Consider the following 22,196-nt stretch of genomic DNA (forward strand, 5'->3'; position numbering starts at 1 on the left):
GGCGGCGGCGGTGTCAGCGAGCGGGCAGATCGTTGATCATCGGGACCCAGTGGGCAAGCTCGGGGTCGAAGACGTAGGACACGGGCCCGCTCCTCAGAAACGTCTCCCTCACGCGATCTTCGGGACGGCAGACAGAATCCCGCGCGATACGTGACACCAGCCGTCAGGATTCCGAGAGCATTTCCGCAGGCCAAAGTGCGGTGATGTCGTCGGCCGGGGGTTCGGTGATCATGCGGTCGGCGTCGGCCGGGGAGCCGCCGATGGCCCGGGAGCTACCTGCGGCTCGAGGGTCGTACGGCGGCCAGCCCGGGGAGCCGGTGGCGGCGAAGGCGGCCCAGGCGCCGACGAGGGTGTCGCGGGCGGTGAGGTGTTCGGGGGTGTCGGCGCCGACGAGGGACAGTTTGTCGAAGACGTGGAGCAGGTCGGCGCCGTGGAAGGCACCCATGGCCGGTCCGCACGGTTCGTCGACCAGAAGGTAGTGGTAGGCGCGGCCTCCCGCCCCTGCTTGGGCCCGGGCCAGACGCGTGGCCGGAATCCGGTAGAGGGCGTCGGTGAGGAAGGCACCTCGCAGGGCTGACAGGTCGTCGGGATCGGCGATGCGGCTCCGGTAGGCGTCCAGGAGCTTCTCCGGTTCCGTGACACCGGCGCGCCGCATCTCGGTGTACAGGACTGTTTCGCTCTCGGGGCGGAAGGAGTCGCCGCCGATCATCTGGAAGACGCGGACTTCCTCGCGGGTGGCGCCGACGAGCAGGGGGATGTCGGCGGCGGCGCCGTCGGCGACGGCCTGGTGGGGGGCGACGGGCAGCACGCTGCCGTCGAGTACGGCACCCCAGGACCGGCCGCCGGGCAGGTTGCGCTGTCCGATGTCGCCGGTGACGACAGTGCTCTGCACGTCCAGGATCCGCTGGCAGGGAACGGTGAGCAGGTCATCGGGGCTGTCCAGACCGAGCGCGGTGATCAGGTCCTCGGCGATGGTGGTGGCGGTGGCCCGGTCGAAGATCCGGGACGTACTGCCGCTCTGGAGGATCGCCTTGTGGAAGAGGCCGGTGGCCGCGGGTGCGGCCAGCAGGGCTCCGATGGAGAAGGCGCCGGCGGACTGCCCCGCCACGGTGAGGTTGCCGGGGTCACCGCCGAAGGAGGCGATGTTGTCCCGTACCCAGCGCAGTGCGGCCGTCTGGTCCTGGAGGGCGAGGTTGGTCGACCCGACCCACTGGCTGCCGAGGTCGGCCAGGTGCAGGAAACCGAGTGCTCCCAGGCGGTAGTTGGCGGTGACGACGACCGTGCCGGTCTGCCGGGCGAGAGCGGCCCCGTCGCTGTACGGGGGTGCGGCGGAGCCGGCCTCGTATCCGCCGCCGTAGATCCACACGATGACGGGGCGGAGGGCGTCGTCGGGCGCCGTCGTGGGGGTCCAGACATTGAGATACAGGCAGTCCTCGGACGTCTCCCTGATCTCCGCCGTGGGGAAGCTGGGGAAGGAGGACTTCTGGCTCGCCTCCGGCATCAGGGATGACGCGCCCTGCGCGGGCGCCGGTGCGAAGCTGTCGGCCGGGCGGACCCCCTGCCACGGCCGGGGCGGCTGGGGCGGGCGGAACCGCAGCTCACCCACCGGGGGTGCGGCGAAGGGGATGCCGGCGAAGAGACGACCCCCGTCGGGGAGTGCGCATCCGCGAACGGTTCCCGTGGTGGTCTCGGTCAGGAGTGCGTCTGCCATGGCGTGAGTCTGTCTTCCCGTGGAGCGAGGTCAGGTGGGTGGTGTGAGCATTCCACCCATACGTGACACCCGACGTCAGGATTTACGCTCACTCGTGTGAAAGCCGACCGACTGCTGTCCATCCTGCTGCTCCTGCAGACCCGCGAACGGATGTCCCACGTCGAACTCGCCGAGCACCTGGAGGTCTCCGTCCGCACCGTCTACCGCGACGTCGAGGCGCTGTCCGCCGCTGGTGTCCCGGTGTGGACGGAGCGCGGGCGCAGCGGCGGCGTCCGGCTGCTGCCCGGCTACCGCACCGACGTCACCGGGCTGACCAACGACGAGGCACGCGCCCTGTTCGTCCTCGCCACCGAGGGCACGCACGGCGCCCTCGGCCTCGGTGAGGCGATCCGCTCCGCGCTGCGCAAGGTCATGGCCGCGCTGCCCGCCCCGCACCGCGGCGACGCCGAGCGCACGAGCGAGCGTATCCTCGTCGACCCCGTCCGTTGGATGCACGGCATCGAAACGGCCTCCGACGCCCATCTCGCAGAGCTGCAGCGCGCCGCCTTCGCCGACCGTCGGCTCCGGCTGACCTACCGCAGCGGCGACGCCCGCGAGCCGCGCAGCCACACCGTGGACCCGTACGGGCTGGTCAGCAAGGCGGGAGTCTGGTATCTGGTCGCCGACCGGGATGGTGAGCCCCGGCTGTTCCGCTCCGACCGGGTCAAGGCCGCCGAGGTCACCGACGAACCCGTCCACCGTCGTCCCGGCCAGAACCTGGCAACCGTCTGGGCCCTGCTGCGCGAACGCTTCGAGAGCCTGCCGGACGGCATCCGCGTCCACTGCCGCGTACGCCCCGAGCAACTCGAGCTCTTCCAGCGCCTTTTCGCCTCCCAGCTGGTCACCCCACCCCATCCCATGGATGGCGGTTGGGCCCGCGTCGAACTCGCCTTCCGTGAACTTCCCGACGTACGCGGACTGCTCTCCCTGGGCGCCGCCGTCGAGGTCCTCGACCCGCCCGAGGCCCGCGCCGAACTCACAGCCGTGGCCACCGAACTCGCCGCGCTCTACGGCGCGCGGGCCTGACGGCACCGCCCGACCCGCACCGATGAGCAGATCCGCATCGAGACCGCCCCCCGCATTTCGTCGGGCTGCGCCAACCAGCCATGCCGCCCCTGCACCTGTGCGGCCGTCCTGTTCGCGGCACTCTGTTCGGGTCCGGCCCTTCCTCGTCCGTGACGGAACCAGCGACAGGCCCGGAAACAGGTCCAGCCGTAGCTCCGCTCGACCGTCCACCGCTTCGGGATCAGGGCGAATCCCCTGGTCCCCGGCGCGCGTTGAACGGTTTCGAGGTCGATGCCGAGGGCGGGGGCGCGGTCGACGAAGTGCTTGCGGTAACCGCCGTCGACCCAGACCTCATCCGGGGTGGTCGACAGCGGTTGGATCGAGGAGCTGTCGACCGGCGGTGGAGTCCTGGACGCCGGCCGCAATGACCATGGTGGCTCGTCGGCCGGTCTGGGTGGACTGCCGGCATAGAGAGCTCGTCACACGGCTCTTGGCTGACACTTGCGAGGTCTGCGGGAGCACTGGTGATGTCACGGTGCATCACATTCACGCCCTTGCCGGTCTCACTCATGCCGGACGGCCGCCGTCCGACTGGGCGCGCGTCGTGCTCGATCGGCGCCCCAAGACGGTCGTGGCCTGCGGTGCCTGCCACGCTCGCATCTACGACGCACAAGCGGCCAGATCATTCACACCGTGATCACTGGAGAGCCGGATGATTGGGAAACCGTCATGTCCGGTTCGGCGGAAGGCCGCGCGGAACAGGACCTGCACGGCAGACACCTCGCCGCGCGGCCAACCCAACGTCCTGGCTCGCCGGATGCCGACGATGCACCGCCGCTGCGAACCCAAAGCCGACCGCTTCCTCGCCTTCACCAGTATTGCCTGCACACTGATCGGCTACCGCAGACTCACCACGGTGCCGGTGCTCACCGGGTTGGGCCGACGGCGCACACGTGTGCGCCGTCGGCCCAACCCCACTCCTGACCTGCTGCTGTCATGGTCAGAGGTTCAGCAGGTGTGCCGCGTTGCGGTGTGCGATGCGTTTGAGGTCGGCGCCGCCATCAGTGCGGCACGTGACCCTGCTCAGTCAGCTCCCGCCAGAGGGGGCGAGCATCGCCGAGTTGGCCCGGCGTCTGGGCGTCAGCGCCCCGACAGCGCACCAGTGGGTCCACGAACTTGTCGCCATGGGCGTGGTGACCGTGGAGAGCGATCCGCACTCCGCCCGGTCGAAGCTCGTGCGCCTCACAGAGGGCCGGTGTCCGGCGCCGCGCGGAGACGATGCAGATACTGGCCGGGCTAGAAGCCTCGCTCGCCGAGCGCGTCGGTGCGGATACCGTCACAGCACTACGGGCCGCACTGGAGAAACCATGGGGATCTCCGGAATCGGTGGCAGTCGAACTCCCCGGCCCCTCCACCCCTTGACGCCGTTGGTTCCCGGACGCAGCGACCAGTCCCTCCCCTGGCAGCAGGCTGCAAGGCCACCACACGCGGACCGCATGACCGGTCCGGCGGGAACCGGCAGGACAGTCAGACGCTGGAATCTCTACGGAATCCCTGCCGCCCCGGCCGCCGTCCGCGCCGCCGCCGGCTGACCAACTTCTACACCGACAAGGGGTATTACGACCACCCGTGTCGTTCGCCCCGCAAGCGCGGTGTCACCCGCAAGGACATGGAGCCCTCGAGCCGCCTGGGGCCGCCACCGCTGAACTATCGAACGCACCGCCTCCTGACTGACCTGATGCCGCCGCCTGCGCCCTCGTCCGGTTCCGCCGGCTCACCGACTGAGCTTGTGGTCGACCTACTCGCCGTCGGTGCGCAGGTCGGCGGGGTGCGAGTGGCTGTAGCGGGCGGCGGGAGTGGCGCGGTTGCCGCCCGCGAGCAGGGCGGCCTCGCCGGCCAGGAAGGCGTCGAGCGCGGCGGTCTGGTCCTCCAGGCCCGGTACGCAGATCGTCTCGCCCAGGCGCAGGCCGGCGAGGCTGGCTCCGGCCACGCCCTCCGCGGTCATGGCGGAGGGGATGTTTCCGTATCCGCCGGCGAACTCCGTCGCCACGATGCCCGGGCAGACCACCTGGGTACGGATGGGCGTGTCGGCGAGTTCGTGGGCAAGGGTGCGGGTGAAGGCGACGGTGCTGGCCTTGGCGGCGTTGTAGATGGTGCGGGGCGGCATGTGCGGGTTGCTCTGCCCGGCGCTGAAGGCCAGCAGGGAGGCGACCGTGACAATGGTTCCCTCCCCCGCGGTCAGCATGCCGGGCAGGGCGGCGCGCGCGAGCTGGATGGACGCCACGCCGTTGAGGATGAGTAGGCGGTCGATCTCCTCCGGGGCCACCTCGGCGAGCGGTGCGTAGCCGCCGTCTCCCGCGTTGCTGATCAGCAGCCGGACATCGCCGGCTGCCAGGCGCTTGGTCACCGAGGTGAGGCCGTCGTGGTTCCCGAGGTCCGCGGGAAGGACCTCCACGGCGGCGCCGGCCGCGCGGAGTTCGTCCGCGAGCGCGGAAAGGCGGTCGGCCCTTCGGGCCACCAGGAGGAAGTCGCAGTCGGCCGCGAGGAGGCGGGCGTAGGCGGCGCCGATACCGGAGGAGGCGCCGGTGATGAGAGCAAGAGTACGAGACATGAGGACAGCATTATTCAAACGTCTGCGTCATGTCAAACGATTGATTGTTTGACAGTGTCGTATTCTTCCCGCATGACGCTGCATGACGAGGGCCCCGTCGGCGCCGACGCCCTGGACCGAGTGACCTGGGCACTGCGGCGGGCGGAGTTGGCCGTGACAGCCCTGAAGGAGCAGCGGTTGCGCTGGCTGGGCATGGCGGCGGCACACTATTCCCTGCTCATCGCCGTCCACGTCGAGCCCGGCCTGGCCGGAGCGGAACTGGCCCGCCGCCTGAACGTCACCCCGCAGGCGGTGGCCTCCCTGGTGGCCCGTCTGGAGGGCCGGGGCCAACTGGAACGCCGGCCGCACCCGCGCCACCGTCACGTGCAGGAGCTCCACCTCACCGACGCCGGCCGCGACGCGCTGCGCAAGGCCGACTCCGTGATCGCGGAGATCGAACAGCAGATCACCGAGAAGCTCGGCACCAAGGACTCCACCCAACTGCAGGCGCTCCTCGATCAGGTGAGCGACGCGATACAACAGGTGCAACCGGCAGGCCCCCTCAGTAGACCCGTCACCTTGCGCAAAGACGGCACACCGGGGTGACCGCGCGAGCAGCCAGCACGTCAGGATCACCTTGGACGAGGAAGCCCCGCGTCATCACCGAACCAGCCTGAACCTGTCGAACGAGTCGTGGGAGCACCACACGCTCACGGGCGCGGAGCGGTCGGTACGCCAGGGACGGCGACAGGGCTCCACGCGTGAAGTGGCGATTCTGGCAGCAGGCCCCTCCGAATAGCCTGGAGCCGACGGGTGCGATCCGCGCGGCCGGCCTGTCTGCCGAACTCAAGGCGCCGGGGGAAGACGGCTCCTGGCGCGGCGGCGTCATGGCTTCCTCGCCGGACGACAACCAGCGCATGGCGTGGGAGGGGCTCGCCCACTCCCTGCTTCGCTCGAGCGTGACCTACCTGGGCGGCTTCGGCGAGCTGTTCGGCTTCGGTGACCACCTGCTTTGACAGGGAGCCCCCTGGTTGATCCGGTTCACTCCTCAGGGGTGCCAGTGGTGCACGGCGGGGGCGGCCGCCGTGAACGGCGGCCAAGGGGTGTCGGTGCTCGGGGTGCCGGTGCGGATGAAGCTGAGCCAGGCGGTGCGCAGGGCTCGGCCCAGGGTGTCGATGTCGTGCGGGTCGGCGCCGGCGAGCATCGGGGCGGTGGCCCAGTCGGCATCGGTGCCGAACAGGAAGGGCAGTTCGATGCAGTGGGTGGCGCCGAAGGGAGAGGCGGGGGCGGCGTAGTCGAAGCGGTAGGTCCACACGCGGGCACCCGCCTCGCTCAGCCGGGCAGCCAGGCGGCGGGCTGCACGGTCGAAGAAGACAGACGCGGCCCGTTCCACAGCGTCCGCAGTCACCGAACCCAGTGCCGGGACCCGGCGCAGGCTGCGCAGCGCCGGGCTCGGGGTGTAGAAGGCGCTCATCTCCCGCCCGGTGGTGCCGATGATGACGTCCAGACCGGGAGCTCTGCCTGCCAGACATGCGGCCCAGCGTGCTGCGTCCGGGAGCGGGCCGACTCCCTCGACCGGCCTGAACAAGGGGACCGCACGGAGCCCGAGTCTGCCTGCTGCCTCGCGCGCGAGCGCAGTCTGAGCGTCCAGGACATCGGCGACGGGGACGGTACGCGGGTCCGCGCCGAGCCGGGTGAGGAACCGTTCGGCGGCCTTCCGGGCGCTGCGAGCGCTCCCGAGGCCGAGAGCGGGGGGGGAACTTTGAACGACGGCCCGGCGGAACAGTCCCTCGGCGTCGGGCATGCCCAGCAGACACTGCACGGTGTGGGCGCCGGCGGACTGACCGGCCACGGTCACCGCGTCCGGGTCACCGCCGAACGCGGAGATGTTCTCGCGCACCCACCGCAGCGCGGCGAGCTGGTCGGCCAGGCCCAGATTGCCTTCGGAGATCCCCGGTGCACGCAGATAGCCGAGCACGCCAAGTCGGTAACTGACGGAGACGACGACCACGTCGCCCTCGCGGGCGAGCCGGTGGCCGCCGTAGAACTTCCAGGAACCGGCGCCCGAAACCCAGGCACCACCGTGGAACCACACCAGCACCGGCCGGGACCGGTCGTCGACGCCGGGGGTGGTGATGGTCAGGTTCATGCAGTCCTCGCCCTGTTCGTGCGGCTCGGGGACGCCCATCACGGGCTCCAGCCGGGACGGCCGCTGCGGGGCGATCGGGCCGTCGGCCGTGGCGTCCCTCTCTCCGCTCCAGGCGGGCACCGGGCGGGGCAGGCCGAACCGCTCGCAGGTGGCGTAGCGCACTCCTCGGAAGACGGTCGTACCGTCTTCGACCCGGCCACGCAGCACGCCGCTGGTGGTCTTTGCCATGGTGAGCATCAGCAGCCTCCGCAGGTCGCGTCCATCGCAAGTCGACTTGCGATAGAACCCAGTGAAGCTCGCCGTGATGGTTTATCGCAAGTGTGCTTGCGATAATGGGAGGTATGACACCACCGCGCCCGGCCCCCGCGCACCGCCGTGGCGCGGCCGTACACCGAGCCGTCCTCAAGGCCACCACCGAACTCCTGGCCACCGAGGGCCTGGCGGGCACGCGCATCGCGGAGATCGCCGCCCGCGCCGGCGTGCACGAGACCTCGGTCTACCGGCGGTGGGGCACCCGGACCAACCTGATCCTCGAAGCCCTCTCGGACCGCCTGGACACGGAACTGCCCCTGCCTGACACCGGCTCCACGCGCGAGGACCTGACCATCTTCTTCACCGCACTCGCCGCGTTCCTCACCACGCCCACGGGCCGCTCCCTCGCCTGCCTCGCCCTCGCCGCACCGGACGACGAGCCCCAGTCCGACCAACTCCGCAACCGGTTCTGGACCGCCCGCCTGGACCGCGCCCGCATCCTCGTCCAACGCGGCGTCGACCGCGGCGACCTCCCGCCGGACAGCAGCCCCGAGTTCCTCCTCGAAGCCCTGACCGGCCCCCTCCACCTGCGCATCGTGCAACGCGACCAGCCCGCAGGGCACGCCTACGTGAGTCGACTCGTGGACCTGGTACTGGCCGGCGCCCGCTCGGCACCGCCCGACAGTCACCCCAGGTCAAACCGCTGAGGGAAAGAAGCAGAGCCATGCACGGGGCGTCGTATCCGATGTCGAAGACGATGAGGGTGTCCGCGTCGCCCTCGCGCCACCGCCCGTCGGCGATCAGATCCCTGACGGCGCGGCGCGCACCCGGACGGCGGCACCCATCATGGTCGGGCCGACGCTGGTCCCCGACGACGACAGCCAGCCGATGGCACTGTTCAAGGAGCGCATCGTCCGTATCGACGAAGGCACCGCTCGCCTGCGCTGCTGACCGTGCGAAGCCCTCAGCCAACACATGGCGCAACACGGGATAACGTGAGCCTCCCGACATGAGCGGGAGACGGCCCAAACGACGAAACGACCCGGCGAGCGCGGTCACGCGCACGATCACCGCCACCAGCGAGGCCTTCGCTCACGTTTCCGAGCACGACAAAGGCGGCATCCCCGCTATGGGCGCTCAGGAACGCAGGTAGGCCAGCACCGCGCGCACCCGGCGGTGGTGGTCGGTGTCCTCGGCGTACAGGCCCAACTTGGCAAAGATGCTGCGGACGTGGTTTTCCACCGCGCCGCCGCTCACCACGAGTTTGCGCGCGATGGCCTGGTTGGAGTGCCCCTCGGCCATGAGCCCGAGCACCTCCCGCTCCCGCGCGGTCAGCGTCGCCAGGGGGTCGTTGCCACGGCGCCGAACCATCAGCTGGGCCACCACCTGCGGATCGAACACCGTCCCCCCGGCGGCGACCCGCCGCAGCCCGTCGATGAACTCGTCGACGTCCACCACCCGGTCCTTCAGCAGGTAGCCCACGGCTCCCCTGGCGTCGGCCAGCAGATCCTCGGCATAGGAGACCTCCACATACTGCGAAAGGATCAGCACCGGCGCACCGGGAACCCGCTTGCGTGCCGCAACCGCGGACTTCAGGCCCTCGTCGGTGAACGAGGGGGGCATCCGCACATCCACCACCGAGACGTCCGGGCGGTGCTCGACCATGGCAGAGACGAGGCTGTCGCCGTCGCCCACCTCGGCGACCACCTCGAACTCGAACTCCTCCAGCAGCCGGACCAGTCCTGAACGGATCAGCACGGCGTCGTCGGCGACCACTACCCGCACGGGACCTCCATCACCACTACCGTCGGGCCTCCCTCGGGGGAGTGCACCACGAAATCGCCCTCGACCGACCTGGCGCGGTCGGCCAGCCCCGTGAGGCCGTGCCCTTTGGCCAGGTGGGCGCCGCCGATGCCATTGTCGGACAGGGTCAGGATCAGCCGGTTCGCGGTCCGGGACAGGGTGAGGCGCGCGGAGTCGGCGCGGCTGTGCTTGGCGACGTTGGTCAAGGCTTCGGCGGCCACAAAGTACACGGTGTTCTCCACCGCGGCGGAGAAGCGGTCCGGGACCGGGGCGTCCAGCTCCACCGGCACCGGGCTGCGGGCCGCCAGGGCCGCCAGGGCCTGGGCCAACCCGCGGTCGGTGAGTACCGGGGGCGCGATCCCGCGCGACAGCGTGCGTAGCTCCTCCAGGGTCTCCCGAGTCTCGGAAATGGCGCCCGTGATGGTGGCCTGTGCCGCGTTCGGGTCCTTGGCGAGCTGGCGCTGCGCCCGCGACAGCTCCATGGCCAGGTGCACGAGCCGCTGCTGGGGCCCGTCGTGGATATCGCGCTCCAGGCGTCGCATCGCGCTCGCCTCGGCCGAGGCGGCGGCGGCCCGCCCTTCGGACAGGTCAGCGATACGCTCGTGCAACTCGCCGACCGCCGTCAGCAGGACGCGCCCCAGGTTCGCCCTTGCCAGGGCGGCGCCGCGCAGGACGAACGGCAGCGCGAGGGCGAACAGCACGCCGATCGTCACGTAGAACGCTGAGGCAAACAGGTAGTTCTCCACCCCGACCAGCTTGGGAAGCTTCTGCAGGTTCTCGAGGCCCACCGCCTCGTGGATGATCCATCCGTACAGCGGCCAGGTGAGCGTGGACAGTGTCACCCACCACCACACCGCGGTGATCGCGAACATGATCACAGATACGGGAAGGATCACGATCCCGTACAGGAGGTCCAGCCAGTACTGGCCGCCGAAAAGCGGGGTGATGCTTCGCCGGAAGACACCGGATCCCGCGGCAGGCTTGTTGTACATCGGCCGAGCCACGGAATGGCCCAGGACTTCCGGCAGGGCGCGGCGCTCGACCTCGGCGAATCCGCGTGCGATCCGCAGGGCGAGCGCCAGGACCGGCAGTCCGATGCCGATGACCGACGTGACCACGCCGAGTCCCAGGACGGGGATGATCAGGGTCACGCTGATCAAGGCCAAGGGGAAGGTGGACAGCGAGTAGAGGGTGAAGGCGCCGACTCGGCGCGCTTTCGGGGGCATGCCCGCATATTAGGCGGTGGGTTGTCGGCAGATGATCCGACAAGCATGCCGGTTCGGGGTGGGGCTGGCGCTGCCTCTGGCGACGGCGCGGTACTTGGTGACGTGGCCGGGGCCGGCCCGTCACCGCGGCTCCGGCATCGGTGGGGATCGCATGAGGTGAAGGCGATCCAGCGCTCTTCATCGTGCCGTTGAAGCCCACCTACCGGTGCGAGCCGGACAGCCCTCGGCCGGTGGTGCCTGCACCATCCCGCACTGGTGTGCGCGCGGGATGTCTGCTCCCCTGGCTCGGCTCCTAGGTTGTTGCTGCCGGTCACGAGCGCGCCGGGCGGCGTGGCGCACCAGGGGCTGGATCGGGGCTCTGGCGAGTGCCTTCCCGAAGGTCCCGGGACGACCACCGGCCGAGCCGGACACATGACGACGAACGCCATCACTCGTTCAATTCTTCAGATAGGAACACCATGATCTCCGCGAAAGGCCTGCATAAGAAATACGAGAAGACGGTCGCGGTGGACGATCTGTCCTTCGAGGTCCGGCCAGGGGTGGTCACGGGCTTCCTCGGCCCCAATGGCTCGGGGAAGTCCACCACCATGCGGCTGATGCTCGGCCTCGACCACGGCGGGGGCGAGACCCTGTTCGACGGTGAGCGGTTCGCCTCGATCCGTCGGCCGATGAACCACGTCGGCACCCTGCTGGAGGCCAAGCAGTTCCACCCCACCCGCTCGGCCCGCAACCACCTGAAGATGCTCGCCTCCGCCAACGGCATCGCCAACGCCAGGATCGACCGGGTCCTGGACCTGGTCGGGCTCGGCTCGGCCAAGCGCAAGAAACCCAAGGGCTACTCGCTGGGCATGTCACAGCGCCTCGGCCTGGCGCAGGCGCTGCTGGGCGACCCGCACACGCTGATGCTGGACGAGCCGACCAACGGCCTCGACCCGCACGGCATCCACTGGATGCGCGATCTGCTCAAGAGCCTGGCCGCCGAGGGCCGCACCATCTTCGTCTCCAGCCACCTGCTCTCGGAGATGCAGCTGATGGCCGACGAGCTGGTCGTCATCGGCCGCGGTCACATGATCTTCAACGGCGACGTCGACCAGTTCGTCCGCGAGTTCACCACGTCCACGGTGATCGTGCGCAGCCCCTTTGCCGACGCCTTCGTCCCCGCCCTCGAAGCCAAGGGCGCGAGCGTCACCAAGGGCGACGACGGCGAACTGGTCGTCTCGGAAATGGAGATCGGCATGGTCGGGCACCTTGCCTTCACCGAGGGCATCGAGCTCACGGAGCTCTCCAGCCGCTCGGCCTCGCTCGAAGAGGCCTTCATGTCCGCCACCGGCGCCGCAGAGCAGTTCGTCGCCGAAAAGCCGATCCAGACCGCTCAGAGCCGCGAAGGTGCCCAGAATGCTTGATGCGCTCAGATTCGAATGGACGCGGCTGCGCACGCTCCGCTCGACCTACTGGATGGTCAGCTCCGGCCTGGTGGCCTCCGCCGTGATCCCGCTGGTCCTTGGCCTCGGCGCCAGCGACGAGCCGCTCCATGCCGACGCCGTGAACCTCAGTGTCAACGGCGGGGCGAGTTTCGTGATCCCGTTCCTGGCGGTGTTCATGGCCGTGGTCGGTATCTTCGCGACCGGCCACGAGTACCGGCACGGCACGATCCAGCCGACCCTGACCGCGCTTCCGCAGCGCTCGCGCCTGATCCTGGCGAAGATCCTGACCGTCACGGCGCTGACCGCCGTGGCCACGCTGGTGTCGATAGCGATCAACGCAACCCTGGTACTCGTGTTCTGGGGCGAGGTCCCGGGTCTGTTCGACGACCCCGTACGCTCGGCGCTGTTGGGATACCTGGCCTACAACCTCATCTACGCACTGACCGGGCTCGGCCTGGGATTGCTGTTCCGCGGCGTGCCCTCAGCACTGGTGGTCATCTTCCTGATGCCGCTGATCATCGAGACCCTGATCGTCGGGCTCACCATGGTCCCGGCCCTGCACTGGCTGGCGCGGGCCGTGAAGTTCCTGCCGTTCACCGCCGGCGAGGAGCTGATGTTGACCAGCCCGGCGAACTTCGGTCCCGCAGCTCCGGACATCGACTTCTTCGACCGCTGGGCCTCGGGTGGCGTGTTCGCGGCCTTCGCAGCCCTGATCATCGGTGCCGCCTGGATCCTGTTCCAGAAGCGCGACGCGTAGTCCCACTACGACGAAGGGCCTGGAGCACCGCTCCGGGCCTGACGTCTGTGGTGGTACCTGCGGCGCGAGGCCAGACCGAGATGATGTCCGCCGGGGTCTGTGGTCCAGATGGTGCCGCCGAGGATCGTCCACGAGAACGTCGCCCGCGTCCGCGCGACCCTCGACTGGATCGAGACCGCCGTCGACACCGGCAAGGTCGACATGGACGACGAACTCACCTGCCTCCTGCGGGGTGAATAGCAGTGGACAAGCGCTCCCCGACCGCAGAACGCCACGCCGACCTCGTCCGCACCGCTCTGCTCCACACCGCGCCCTCTGGCATGACCCTGCTCGAACTCGCCGCAGTTTGCGGACTCAGCCGCTGGCAGACCCGCCGAGGGATCAGCGTCCTCAAAGACGTCTGTGCGCAGAACGAATGGCCGCCCCAGGAGCGTCTTCTGCGGCCCGTCGTCGCGACTCGAAGCAGTGCCGAGGCCGTCATCGTCGTACAAGCGCAACATGCGAGCAGCGCTCATCACCACGAACACTTCTAACCAAGATCCGGACCATACCCGGACCAGCCGTCCGCAGCTTGTGGCAATCGGAGCTGTTTTCGCTGGTCGAACTGCATCTGAGCCGTGTACCACTAGCAGACGAAGAACCCGCTCGTCACTCTCCGGCGCAGCGCTTCTCGGACCGGACCCGAGCGGCGCTGCTGACAGACCGCGTGCCACCAGAAGTGTGTGGAATCTCCACAAGACGGCAGCCTGGGCGACGCCGCCCTTCCGTAGCGCCTGACTCGGCCACCAGCCAGGTCAGCATTGGTGCGAACACCACCGAACCTGCAAACGCCTCCGCAAGCACTGAAGCTGGGGAAAAGGACCTCGCAGCCCAACCTGACGAGGCGTCAGCAAAGTCAGCATTAGGTCAGCAAGAGTCCTGCCACAGCCGCCCACAGACAGCCACACTGTGGAATCGCCAACCGCACCGGCCAGAGCCAGCCGGCTGTTCCGACGTCTTGCGGAGGGCAGGTGGAAGAGGGCGAGAATCACGCGACAGCCTTCCGCCCGGCGCCACCAACGCTGACACGTACCCGCAGGTCAGCGCACTCTTCCCCGTGGTTTCAATGGCACCGGCGGCAGTTCCGGTGCTGGCAGCGGATCCCCGTCGTACCCCTTCACCTCCCCGAACCGTGCCCCTTCCATCCAGTCCCTGCGCGCCTGTACGATCTCTTCCTGAGATCGCCCGATCCAGTTCCAGAACATGATCAGTTCCTCCTCGAACGGCTCGCCGCCGAGGAGCATCAGGCCCGCGTCCGACTCGGCCCGCAGGGGCAGTTCGCTGCGGCCGCAGCCGAGGTAGAGCATCGAGCCGGGCAGGAGCGGGACGCCGTCCACGTGGGCCTCGCCGGACATGGACAGGACGGCGTACTCGAAGTCCGGTTCCAGGGGGAGGCGTACGTCCGCGCCTCGGGTGAGGGCCAGGTCGGCGCCGGTGATCGGGGTGTACGCCGTGCCGGGCGAGGTCGCGCCGTCGAGGTCACCGAGGATCAGCGTCGCCTTGATGCCGGGTGCCGTGACGACCGGCAGGTCGGCGTGGTGTTCGAAGCGTGGGTCGGTGTGGCGGTGGCCGTCCGGGAGCGCGACCCACAGTTGTGCGCCGTGCAGGAAACGGGCGTGCGAGCGCGGGCTCTCCTCGGAGTGGCTGATCGCCCGGCCCGAGGTCATCAGGCCCAGTTCGCGCGGCCGGATCGTCTGGAGGCTGCCGGTGGAGTCGCGGTGCAGCACCTCCCCCTCGTGCAGCCAGCTCACCGTCTGCAGGCCCATGTGGGGATGCGGCGGCACCTGCATGCCGGGTTCGTCGGCGATGTCGTCGGGGCCGTAGTGGTCGACGAAGCACCAGGCTCCGACCATACGGCGGCCGAGGTTGGGCAGCAGCCTGCGGACCTCGCTGGACTCGCCCAGCTTGACGTGGCGAGGACTGAGGAGTTCGCGAACCGGCTCGGCCACGACGAAGCCGCGGCCACCGCACAGGGAGGGAGCCGCCTCGCGCTCAAGATTGCTCATGGCGCACAACCTAGCCCGGTGGAGGGGCCTGCGTCAGCGCGTCATTCGGGTCGCGCCTCGGGCGCCGTTCCGAATAGCGGATGCCCTTGGAATATAGTAGCCATGGATATAGTAGCCATGTACTGTATCTGCTCATGAGCAAAGGTTCCGAAGGCGCGACGCCCGGTTTCCTGGTGTGGCGGCTGTCGATGAAGTGGCGGGTGGCCGTCGACCGCGCTGTAGCGCCGCTGGGGCTCACCCACGCGCAGTACTCGTTGGTGGCGTCCCTGCACGGCATGCAGCGCTCCGGCGAGCGGCCCAGCCAACGTCGCCTCGCCGACCGCACCGGACTCGAGCCGCTCTACGTCTCCAAGCTCGCGCGTGCACTGGAGGCCGCCGGCCTCCTGGAGCGCACCCGGGACCCGCACGACCCGCGCGCGGTGCAGCTCGCGCTCACCGAGCAGGGGCGCGAGGTCACCGGGCGGGCGATCAAGGTCGTCCACAAGCTCCTTCAGCAGCTCCTGGAGCCGCTCGGAGGCCTCGACGCCGCGCGCACCCGCGAGTTCACGCGCGATCTGACAGCCCTGCTCGACGCACCTCTTGATCCCATCAGCAAGAACGAGACGGAGCAGTCATGACCACCGCCACACCCCTGCTCGATCCCCGCGTCATCGCCCTGGCCCACTACGCCGGCCGCGCGGTCCTGGAGAACGTACTGGCCCGGCACGGCGTCACCTTCCAGCAGTCCGTCACCCTCCGGCTCGCCGTCGTCGCCGACGGCCCGGTCGAGCGGGAACAGCTCGTCGACGGCGTCGTCGGCGCGCTGAAGAACGACCCGGCGGAGGTGGAGGGCGTGATCGACGAGCTGATCGCCGCGCAGCTGCTGGCCCCGGCCGAGGGGCCGCGCGTGCGGATCACGGACGCCGGGCGGGAGCTGTACGCCAGGACGGCCGGCGAGACGGCGCCCTTCTCCGCCCGGATCTACGCCGGGATCCCGGAGGAGGACCTGGCCGTCGCCGGCCGGGTGCTGAGCCTGATCACCGAGCGGGCCGATGCCGAGCTGGCCGGGCTGAGCGCGCTGACCGAGTAACCGTCCGTCTCAGTAGTGGAATATTGAACCAACACGTTCGGTTGTCGGCCTCGAAGGAGGCACGAGTGAACACGACCTACGACACGGCGTACTACGCCCACGGGACACCGGCGGAGCGCTGGGAGCGCGCGCAGATGTTCTTCGACGCCAAGGACTACGCCGCCGCCGCGCGCGTCCTGGGCGGGCTGGTCGAGGAGGTGCCCGAGCAGACCGGGCCGCAGCTGCTGCTGGCGCGCTCCTACTACCACTCGGCCCAACTACGGCGCGCCGAGGCCGAGTTGCGGACGATCGTCGAGCGGGACCCGGTCGAGCACTACGCCCGGCTGATGCTCGGCCGCACGCTCCAGCGGCAGAACCGGCACGAGGAGGCGGAGCCGCATCTGCGGATCGCCTCGGCGCTCGCGGGTGACTTCGAGCAGCGCTGACCGGCACGTACCCGAAGGTGCCCGGCTCCGTGTGGGGCCGGGCATCCGTGCGTCGGCGGGTCTCCCCTACCGCACTCGGCGGGCCCGCTACCGCGCCGACAGGCCCGCTACTGCACCGGCGTCCCGGCTCCGTACGTCCGCCGCCCCCGCCGGTAGGCGATCTCGCCCAGCAGGATGTCGACGGCCAGGAAGGCCGCCAGCGGAATGCCGAACAGGGGCAGGAAGTAGCCGAGCACGGCGACCCCCGCCAGCAGCGGGACGAGGATCTGTGGCGGCACCTGCTGCCAGGCGCCGCGTGGGATCGGGCGGCCGAAGGCGGTGGTGCGGCCGCGCTGCCACCACATGCGGTAGCCCCAGACGATCAGCAGGATCAGGCAGAGGGCGAGCAGCATCAGGGCGATCTGGTTGGCCAGGCCGAACAGGATGCCGGTGTGCAGGTCGATGCCCCACCGGGTGAGCTTCGCGAGCACCGGGTAGTCGGCGAACCGCACCACGTCCATGACCTCGCCGCTCGCCGGGTCGATCGCGACGGAGTCCTGCTTCTCGGGCCAGCTGCGCTGCACCTGCTTGACGACGTACGCCGACTTCACGTCCGCCGGCGGCACGATCTCCACCGGGTCGCCCAGGCCCTCGGACCGGGCCGCGGCCAGGACCTTGTCCAGGCCCACCCCGTGCGCGGCGTCTCCGGCCTGCCCGGCGGCGGAGCCGTGGCCGGCGTGCTCACCGCCCGCCGACGCCGACACCGACGGGGTGGCATGGCCCAGCGAGGTCCGCAGCTCGTCGATGTTGGCCCCGGCGTAGGCCGACCAGGTCAGACCGGTCGCCGAGAGGAAGAAGAAGCCGGCCGCCGCCCACGCGCCGACGCTGCCGTGCAGCCCGAGGGTGCGGCGCCGTCCGTTCGCGCCCCGCACCTTGCGCAGCGCGCGACGGCGGGAGAACCACAGCACCAGTCCGCCGGCCGAGATCACCCACAGCCAGCTGGCCGCCAGTTCGCTGTACAGCCGGCCCGACTCGCCCAGGTGCAGGTCCCGATGGAACTCGTCGATCCAGGTGCGCAGCGGCAGCGCGCCGGTCGAGCCGTACTGTTCGAGGGAGCCGCGCACCTTCGCGGTGTACGGGTCGACGAAGACGGCGAGCGTGTGTCCCTCGTCGACACCCGGGACACCGGACAGCAGCACCCTGGTCGTCGCGTCCGCCTCGGGTGAGGGGCGTACGGCCGAGACCGTGCCCTCGGGGTGGGCCTTGCGGGCGGCGGCCACCTGCTCGCCGATCGGCAGCTTCCGCTCGCCTGCGGGGACGGTCAGTTGGTGGTCGTACACGATCTTCTCGGCCTGGAACGAGGCGGCGTACAGCAGGCCGGTGGTGGCGGCGACGAGGAGGAGCGGCGCCACCAGCACCCCGGCGTAGAAGTGCAGACGGAGGATCAGCGGACGCAGCGGGGCCCAGCTGTTCCCCGACGGTGCCGGGGTGGCAGCTTGCGGGGCCTCGTCCGTGGTGATCGAGGGAGCGGTGGTCATCGGCGGGCTTCTCCGGGGGACGTCGTCTTGGCCGTCGCAGTGCGGTCGTCGGCCGTTGCGGTGCAGTAGTCGGGCCGGAGCGCCGTCCAGTTCCCGAGGAGGGTGTGTGACGTGTGTCACGTGAGGGGGCAGGACGCCGTGTCATCCTGACGCGATGGGAACTCCGAGCGATCGCGCACCCCTGGCCGAGCGGGTCGAGGAACTCCTCGCCGACGGTGGCCCGTTGACCATCGTGACGGCCGGCGATCCGGTGCTGCGGCGCGGCGCCGAGCCGTACGACGGTCAGCTGGGGCCCGCGCTGCTGGCCCGGTTCGTCGAGGCCCTGCGGGTCACCATGCGCGCGGCGCCGGGGGTGGGCCTTGCGGCACCTCAGGTCGGTGTGCCGCTGAGGATCGCTGTGATCGAGGACCCGGCGCCGGTGCCGGACGAAGTGCGGCTGGCGCGCGGGCGGGTGCCGCAGCCGTTCCGGGTGCTGGTCAATCCCGCCTACGAGCCCGTCGGCGGTGCGCGGGCCGCGTTCTTCGAGGGCTGTCTGAGCGTGCCGGGCTGGCAGGCGGTGGTGGCGCGGCCCGCCGAGGTGCGGCTGACCGGGCAGGACGAGCACGGGCACGCGCTGGACGAGGTGTTCACGGGCTGGCCCGCGCGGATCGTGCAGCACGAGACGGACCATCTCGACGGGGTCCTGTACCTGGACCGGGCCGAGTCGCGTTCGCTGTCGTCCAACCGGGCGGTGATCGAGCGCTGGGCACAGCCGACGCCGGAGGAGGCCGCGCGGGCGCTCGGCTTCGAGCTGCCGTAACGCCGGCTACCGCGGAAATTCGCAGGCGCCCGGCGGGGCGCCTCCGTTACCGTGACGTCCATGTCTACGCCCCGAATTTCCTAGCCGAGGACCCGCTTCCACGCCACCCGTGTGTCCTCTTGCTTGTTCGGAGCGTTTTCTCATGATCACCGTTCGTGATGTCGACGTGCGCGTGGGCGCCCGTCTGCTGCTGTCCGGCGTCTCCTTCCACGTCTCCCCCGGCGACCGCATCGGCCTGGTCGGCCGCAACGGCGCGGGGAAGACAACCCTGTTGCACACCCTGGCGGGCACCCTGCGGCCCGCCGCCGGGAGCGTCGCCCGCACCGGTGACGTCGGCCATCTCCCGCAGGAGTCGCGCGCGGCCGACCAGTCGGTCACCGTCACCGACCGGATCCTGTCCGCGCGCGGCCTGGACCACGCCGTACGGGCGCTGTGCCGCGCCGAGGCCGCGATGGCCGACGGGACGGAGCGGTCGATGAACGCCTATGTGCGGGCCGAGGCCGAGTTCCAGGCGCGCGGCGGATACGCGGCCGAGGCGGAGGCCGCCCGGGTCGCCGCCGGACTCGGGCTGCCGACGGGGCTGATGGACCGGCCGCTACGCGCACTGTCGGGCGGTCAGCGCCGGCGCGTGGAGCTGGCCCGCATCCTGTTCGCCGGGCACGGCACGCTGCTGCTGGACGAGCCGACGAACCATCTGGACGCGGGCTCGGTCGCCTGGCTGCGCGGGTTCCTCGCGAGCCACCAGGGCGGGCTCGTGATGATCAGCCACGACACGTCCCTGCTGGCCGGCACCGTCAACCGGGTCTTCCACCTGGACACGGGGCGTGCCGTGCTCGACGTCCACAACACCGGCTGGGACGAGTATCTGACCCAGCGGGACGCCGACGAGCGGCGACGGGCCCGCGAGCGGGCGAACGCCGAGCGCAAGGCGGCGGCGTTGCACGCCCAGGCCGACAAGATGCGCGCCCGCGTGGCGACCGCGGTGGCCGCGCGGAACATGGCCCGCCGCGCCGACCGGATGCTCGCGGACCTCGAACCGGCCCGGCGCGCCGAGAAGACGGCCAGGATCCGGCTGCCCGAGCCGGCGCCCTGTGGCCGTATCCCGCTCGGCGCCGTCAGCCTGACCAGGTCGTACGGCGGCCAGCACGTTCTGCGGGGCGTCGACCTCGCCGTCGACCGGGGCAGCCGCCTGGTGGTGCTCGGGCCCAACGGGGCGGGAAAGACGACCCTGTTGCGGATCCTCGCCGGGCAGGACACGCCGGACGGCGGCCGGGTGGTCCACGGGCACGGGCTGCGCCTCGGCTACTTCGCCCAGGAACACGACACGCTGGACCCGGAACTGACGGTGCGTGAGCATCTGGCAGGTGCCGCCCCGCACCTCACCGACGGCGAAGTCCGCCAGGTGCTGGGCTCGTTCCTGTTCTCCGGCGACGACGCCGGCAAGCGCGTCGGGGTCCTCTCCGGCGGCGAGAAGACCCGGCTCGCCCTGGCGGGCCTGGTGCACTCGGGCGCCAACGTGCTGCTCCTCGACGAGCCGACCAACAACCTCGACCCGACCTCCCGTGCCGAGGTCCTGGCCGCGGTGGGCACGTACCCGGGCGCGATCGTCATGGTCACGCACGACGAGGGCGCCGTCGACGCGCTGCGGCCCGACCGGGTGCTGCTGCTGCCGGAGGCGGAGGAGGACCTGTGGAGCGACGACTACCGGGAGCTGGTGGTGCCGGCGCACGCGTGACCACCATGTCTTGGAGGCCGCGCACGCGTGACCACGTCGTGGAGCCCGCGCACCCGTGACCTTGCCGGATCCCGGCCGGCTGCCGGAAGCCGGCCCGGGGCCGTCCCGCGCCTGGCGGGACGGCCCGGAGGTCAGGCGTCGCGGTAGGCCTCCAGCAGCCGCAGCCACACCTCGCTGATCGTCGGGTACGAGGGGACGGCGTGCCACAGGCGGCCGACCGGGACCTGGCCGGCGACGGCGACGGTGGCGGAGTGGATGAGCTCGCCGACGCCGGGGCCGACGAGGGTCACACCGCGCAGGATCTCGTCCTCCAGGTCGACGACCATGCGGGCGCGGCCCTTGTAGCCGTCGGCGTACAGGCCCGCGCCCGCGACGGTGGACAGGTCCACGTCGACGGCCTTCACCCGATGCCCTGCCTGCTCGGCCTCGGCGAGTGACTGGCCGACGGCCGCCGCCTCCGGGTCGGTGAAGACGACCTGGGGGACGGCGGCGTGGTCGGCGGTCGCGGCATGCGTGCCCCACGGCTGTGCGAGGAGGGTCTCTCCGGTGGCCCGCGCGGCGATGGCGGCGCCCGCGATGCGGGCCTGGTACTTGCCCTGGTGGGTGAGGAGGGCGCGCTGGTTGACGTCGCCGACCGCGTACAGCCAGTCGTGGCCGGTGACGCGGAGGCTGTCGTCGACGTCGAGCCAGGAGCCGGGTTCCAGGCCGATCGTCTCCAGGCCCAGGTCGTCGGTGCGCGGCGCGCGGCCGGTCGCGAAGAGGATCTCGTCGGCCTCGATGCGGTCGCCGTTGTCCGTGACGGCGACGACGCTGCCGTTCTCGCGGGCCACCGATTCCACCGACGTGCCGGTGCGGACGTCCGCACCGGCCTCGGTGAGCGCCTCGGCGACGAGTTCTCCGGCGAAGGGCTCCATCCGGGCGAGCAGGCCCTTGCCGCGGACCAGCATGGTGACCTTCGAGCCGAGGGCCTGCCAGACGGTGGCCATCTCGGTGGCGACGACGCCGCCGCCGACCACGATCAGGCGGCCGGGCACGTCCTTGGAGCTGGTGGCCTCCCGGCTGGTCCACGGCCGGACCTCGTCCAGTCCGGGCAGCCGGGGCAGGGCGGCGCGGGTGCCGGTGCAGACGGCGACGGCGTGCCGGGCGGTCAGGACGCGTTCACCGCCGTCGGGGCCGGTGACCGTCACCGTGCGGGGGCCGGTGAGGCGGCCGTGGCCGCGGTACAGGTCGGCGCCGATGCCGTCGAGCCATCCGACCTGACCGTCGTCCTTCCAGTCGGAGGTGTAGTAGTCCCGGTGGGCGAGGACCGCGGAGGCGTCGAGTGGGCCCTGCACCGACTGGCTCAGGCCCGGCACGCGGCGGGCGTCCGCGCGGGCGATGACCGGCCGCAGCAGGGCCTTGCTGGGCATGCACGCCCAGTACGAGCATTCGCCGCCGACCAGTTCGCTCTCCACGACCGCGGTGGTCAGGCCGGCCGCGCGGGTGCGGTCGGCGACGTTCTCCCCCACGGGCCCGGCCCCGAGCACCACGACGTCGTACGCGTTGGTTTCCGTTTCCGTCATGGGGTCAGTCTGGTGGATGGTGTGCGCCCTGGCCACACGGGTAGGGGCGCGGAATACGTGCCAGGTCGGCCGTGTTGTGCCGACGGCT

22 protein-coding genes and 2 pseudogenes are annotated in these 22,196 nt (G+C 70.6%); 15 read left to right on the forward strand and 9 right to left on the reverse strand.

Going from position 1 to position 22,196, the window contains the following annotated elements; genetic code table 11:
- Positions 1-163 precede the first annotated feature (163 nt).
- The gene (locus PV963_RS03850) at positions 164-1,711 is read right to left on the reverse strand and encodes a carboxylesterase/lipase family protein (RefSeq protein ID WP_274814130.1); all 1,548 of its coding nucleotides are present in this window, start codon (positions 1,709-1,711) and stop codon (positions 164-166) included.
- Between the two features lie 96 nt (positions 1,712-1,807).
- Between PV963_RS03850 and PV963_RS03855 the strand changes: the two genes are divergently transcribed.
- Positions 1,808-2,776 carry a helix-turn-helix transcriptional regulator gene (locus tag PV963_RS03855; protein ID WP_274814131.1) on the forward strand — a complete coding sequence of 323 codons (969 nt, stop codon included), beginning with the start codon at positions 1,808-1,810 and terminating at the stop codon, positions 2,774-2,776.
- A gap of 182 nt (positions 2,777-2,958) precedes the next feature.
- Here PV963_RS03855 and PV963_RS43565 read toward each other — a convergent pair.
- Positions 2,959-3,193: pseudogene (locus PV963_RS43565) on the reverse strand (transposase); the annotation flags it as partial.
- Between PV963_RS43565 and PV963_RS43570 the strand changes: the two are divergent.
- Positions 3,186-3,452 (forward strand): hypothetical protein, encoded by a 267-nt coding sequence (locus PV963_RS43570; protein ID WP_342456432.1) that lies wholly within the window; start codon positions 3,186-3,188, stop codon positions 3,450-3,452. The pseudogene PV963_RS43565 and the gene PV963_RS43570 overlap by 8 nt on opposite strands.
- Before the next feature lie 340 nt (positions 3,453-3,792).
- Positions 3,793-4,347 (forward strand): MarR family transcriptional regulator, encoded by a 555-nt coding sequence (locus tag PV963_RS43930; RefSeq protein WP_425540870.1) that lies wholly within the window; start codon positions 3,793-3,795, stop codon positions 4,345-4,347.
- Positions 4,348-4,553: 206 nt separating this feature from the next.
- Here the strand turns inward: PV963_RS43930 and PV963_RS03860 are convergent, their stop codons facing one another.
- Entirely contained in the window at positions 4,554-5,366 is an 813-nt protein-coding gene (locus PV963_RS03860) for an SDR family NAD(P)-dependent oxidoreductase (protein WP_274814132.1), read from the reverse strand.
- Positions 5,367-5,438: 72 nt separating this feature from the next.
- Here PV963_RS03860 and PV963_RS03865 point away from each other — a divergent pair, with 72 nt between their 5' ends.
- Positions 5,439-5,951: a MarR family winged helix-turn-helix transcriptional regulator gene (locus PV963_RS03865; protein WP_274814133.1), complete on the forward strand. Its 513-nt coding sequence runs from the start codon at positions 5,439-5,441 to the stop codon at positions 5,949-5,951.
- Between the two features lie 155 nt (positions 5,952-6,106).
- Positions 6,107-6,361, forward strand: a complete 255-nt coding sequence (locus PV963_RS03870) for a hypothetical protein (protein WP_274814134.1) — start codon at positions 6,107-6,109, stop codon at positions 6,359-6,361.
- 32 nt (positions 6,362-6,393) lie between these two features.
- Here the strand turns inward: PV963_RS03870 and PV963_RS03875 are convergent, their stop codons facing one another.
- Positions 6,394-7,731, reverse strand: coding sequence for a carboxylesterase/lipase family protein (locus tag PV963_RS03875; RefSeq protein ID WP_274814135.1), 1,338 nt, complete (start codon positions 7,729-7,731; stop codon positions 6,394-6,396).
- Positions 7,732-7,835: 104 nt separating this feature from the next.
- Between PV963_RS03875 and PV963_RS03880 the strand changes: the two genes are divergently transcribed.
- The gene (locus PV963_RS03880) at positions 7,836-8,453 is read left to right on the forward strand and encodes a TetR/AcrR family transcriptional regulator (protein WP_274814136.1); all 618 of its coding nucleotides are present in this window, start codon (positions 7,836-7,838) and stop codon (positions 8,451-8,453) included.
- Between the two features lie 430 nt (positions 8,454-8,883).
- Here the strand turns inward: PV963_RS03880 and PV963_RS03885 are convergent, their stop codons facing one another.
- On the reverse strand, positions 8,884-9,531 hold the full coding sequence (locus PV963_RS03885; protein WP_274814137.1) for a response regulator: 648 nt from the start codon (positions 9,529-9,531) through the stop codon (positions 8,884-8,886).
- A complete protein-coding gene (locus tag PV963_RS03890) occupies positions 9,522-10,775 on the reverse strand; it encodes a sensor histidine kinase (RefSeq protein WP_274814138.1) in 1,254 nt (417 codons plus the stop codon). Before PV963_RS03890 ends, PV963_RS03885 begins: the two co-directional genes overlap by 10 nt.
- A 458-nt stretch (positions 10,776-11,233) precedes the next feature.
- On the opposite strand from PV963_RS03890, the gene PV963_RS03895 reads away from it, so the two are divergent.
- From PV963_RS03895 to PV963_RS03910, 4 genes and pseudogenes are all read left to right on the forward strand, one after another.
- On the forward strand, positions 11,234-12,178 hold the full coding sequence (locus PV963_RS03895; protein WP_274814139.1) for an ATP-binding cassette domain-containing protein: 945 nt from the start codon (positions 11,234-11,236) through the stop codon (positions 12,176-12,178).
- A complete protein-coding gene (locus PV963_RS03900) occupies positions 12,171-12,956 on the forward strand; it encodes a hypothetical protein (protein WP_274814140.1) in 786 nt (261 codons plus the stop codon). Before PV963_RS03895 ends, PV963_RS03900 begins: the two co-directional genes overlap by 8 nt.
- A 123-nt stretch (positions 12,957-13,079) precedes the next feature.
- Positions 13,080-13,196, forward strand: a pseudogene (locus PV963_RS03905) (DUF6192 family protein); the annotation flags it as partial.
- Between the two features lie 2 nt (positions 13,197-13,198).
- Positions 13,199-13,489: a hypothetical protein gene (locus tag PV963_RS03910; protein WP_274814141.1), complete on the forward strand. Its 291-nt coding sequence runs from the start codon at positions 13,199-13,201 to the stop codon at positions 13,487-13,489.
- A gap of 546 nt (positions 13,490-14,035) precedes the next feature.
- On the opposite strand, the gene PV963_RS03915 is transcribed toward PV963_RS03910, so the two are convergent.
- On the reverse strand, positions 14,036-15,001 hold the full coding sequence (locus tag PV963_RS03915; RefSeq protein ID WP_274814142.1) for a pirin family protein: 966 nt from the start codon (positions 14,999-15,001) through the stop codon (positions 14,036-14,038).
- Between the two features lie 134 nt (positions 15,002-15,135).
- On the opposite strand from PV963_RS03915, the gene PV963_RS03920 reads away from it, so the two are divergent.
- From PV963_RS03920 to PV963_RS03930, 3 genes are all read left to right on the forward strand, one after another.
- Entirely contained in the window at positions 15,136-15,618 is a 483-nt protein-coding gene (locus PV963_RS03920) for a MarR family winged helix-turn-helix transcriptional regulator (protein WP_274814143.1), read from the forward strand.
- On the forward strand, positions 15,615-16,070 hold the full coding sequence (locus PV963_RS03925; protein ID WP_274814144.1) for a MarR family winged helix-turn-helix transcriptional regulator: 456 nt from the start codon (positions 15,615-15,617) through the stop codon (positions 16,068-16,070). Before PV963_RS03920 ends, PV963_RS03925 begins: the two co-directional genes overlap by 4 nt.
- A gap of 134 nt (positions 16,071-16,204) precedes the next feature.
- Positions 16,205-16,495 carry a tetratricopeptide repeat protein gene (locus PV963_RS03930; protein WP_274821928.1) on the forward strand — a complete coding sequence of 97 codons (291 nt, stop codon included), beginning with the start codon at positions 16,205-16,207 and terminating at the stop codon, positions 16,493-16,495.
- Between the two features lie 107 nt (positions 16,496-16,602).
- Here the strand turns inward: PV963_RS03930 and PV963_RS03935 are convergent, their stop codons facing one another.
- Positions 16,603-18,012, reverse strand: a complete 1,410-nt coding sequence (locus PV963_RS03935; RefSeq protein ID WP_274814145.1) for a PepSY-associated TM helix domain-containing protein — start codon at positions 18,010-18,012, stop codon at positions 16,603-16,605.
- Positions 18,013-18,166: 154 nt separating this feature from the next.
- On the opposite strand from PV963_RS03935, the gene PV963_RS03940 reads away from it, so the two are divergent.
- Complete coding sequence (locus PV963_RS03940; RefSeq protein WP_274814146.1) at positions 18,167-18,811, forward strand: peptide deformylase; 645 nt, start codon at positions 18,167-18,169, stop codon at positions 18,809-18,811.
- 142 nt (positions 18,812-18,953) lie between these two features.
- On the forward strand, positions 18,954-20,546 hold the full coding sequence (locus PV963_RS03945) for an ABC-F family ATP-binding cassette domain-containing protein (RefSeq protein WP_274814147.1): 1,593 nt from the start codon (positions 18,954-18,956) through the stop codon (positions 20,544-20,546).
- Between the two features lie 131 nt (positions 20,547-20,677).
- Here PV963_RS03945 and PV963_RS03950 read toward each other — a convergent pair whose 3' ends face one another.
- Positions 20,678-22,108: a dihydrolipoyl dehydrogenase family protein gene (locus tag PV963_RS03950; RefSeq protein ID WP_274814148.1), complete on the reverse strand. Its 1,431-nt coding sequence runs from the start codon at positions 22,106-22,108 to the stop codon at positions 20,678-20,680.
- Between the last annotated feature and the right edge of the window lie 88 nt (positions 22,109-22,196).

It is taken from the genome of Streptomyces coeruleorubidus, from assembly GCF_028885415.1.
In the GTDB taxonomy this organism is placed as follows: domain Bacteria; phylum Actinomycetota; class Actinomycetes; order Streptomycetales; family Streptomycetaceae; genus Streptomyces; species Streptomyces coeruleorubidus_A.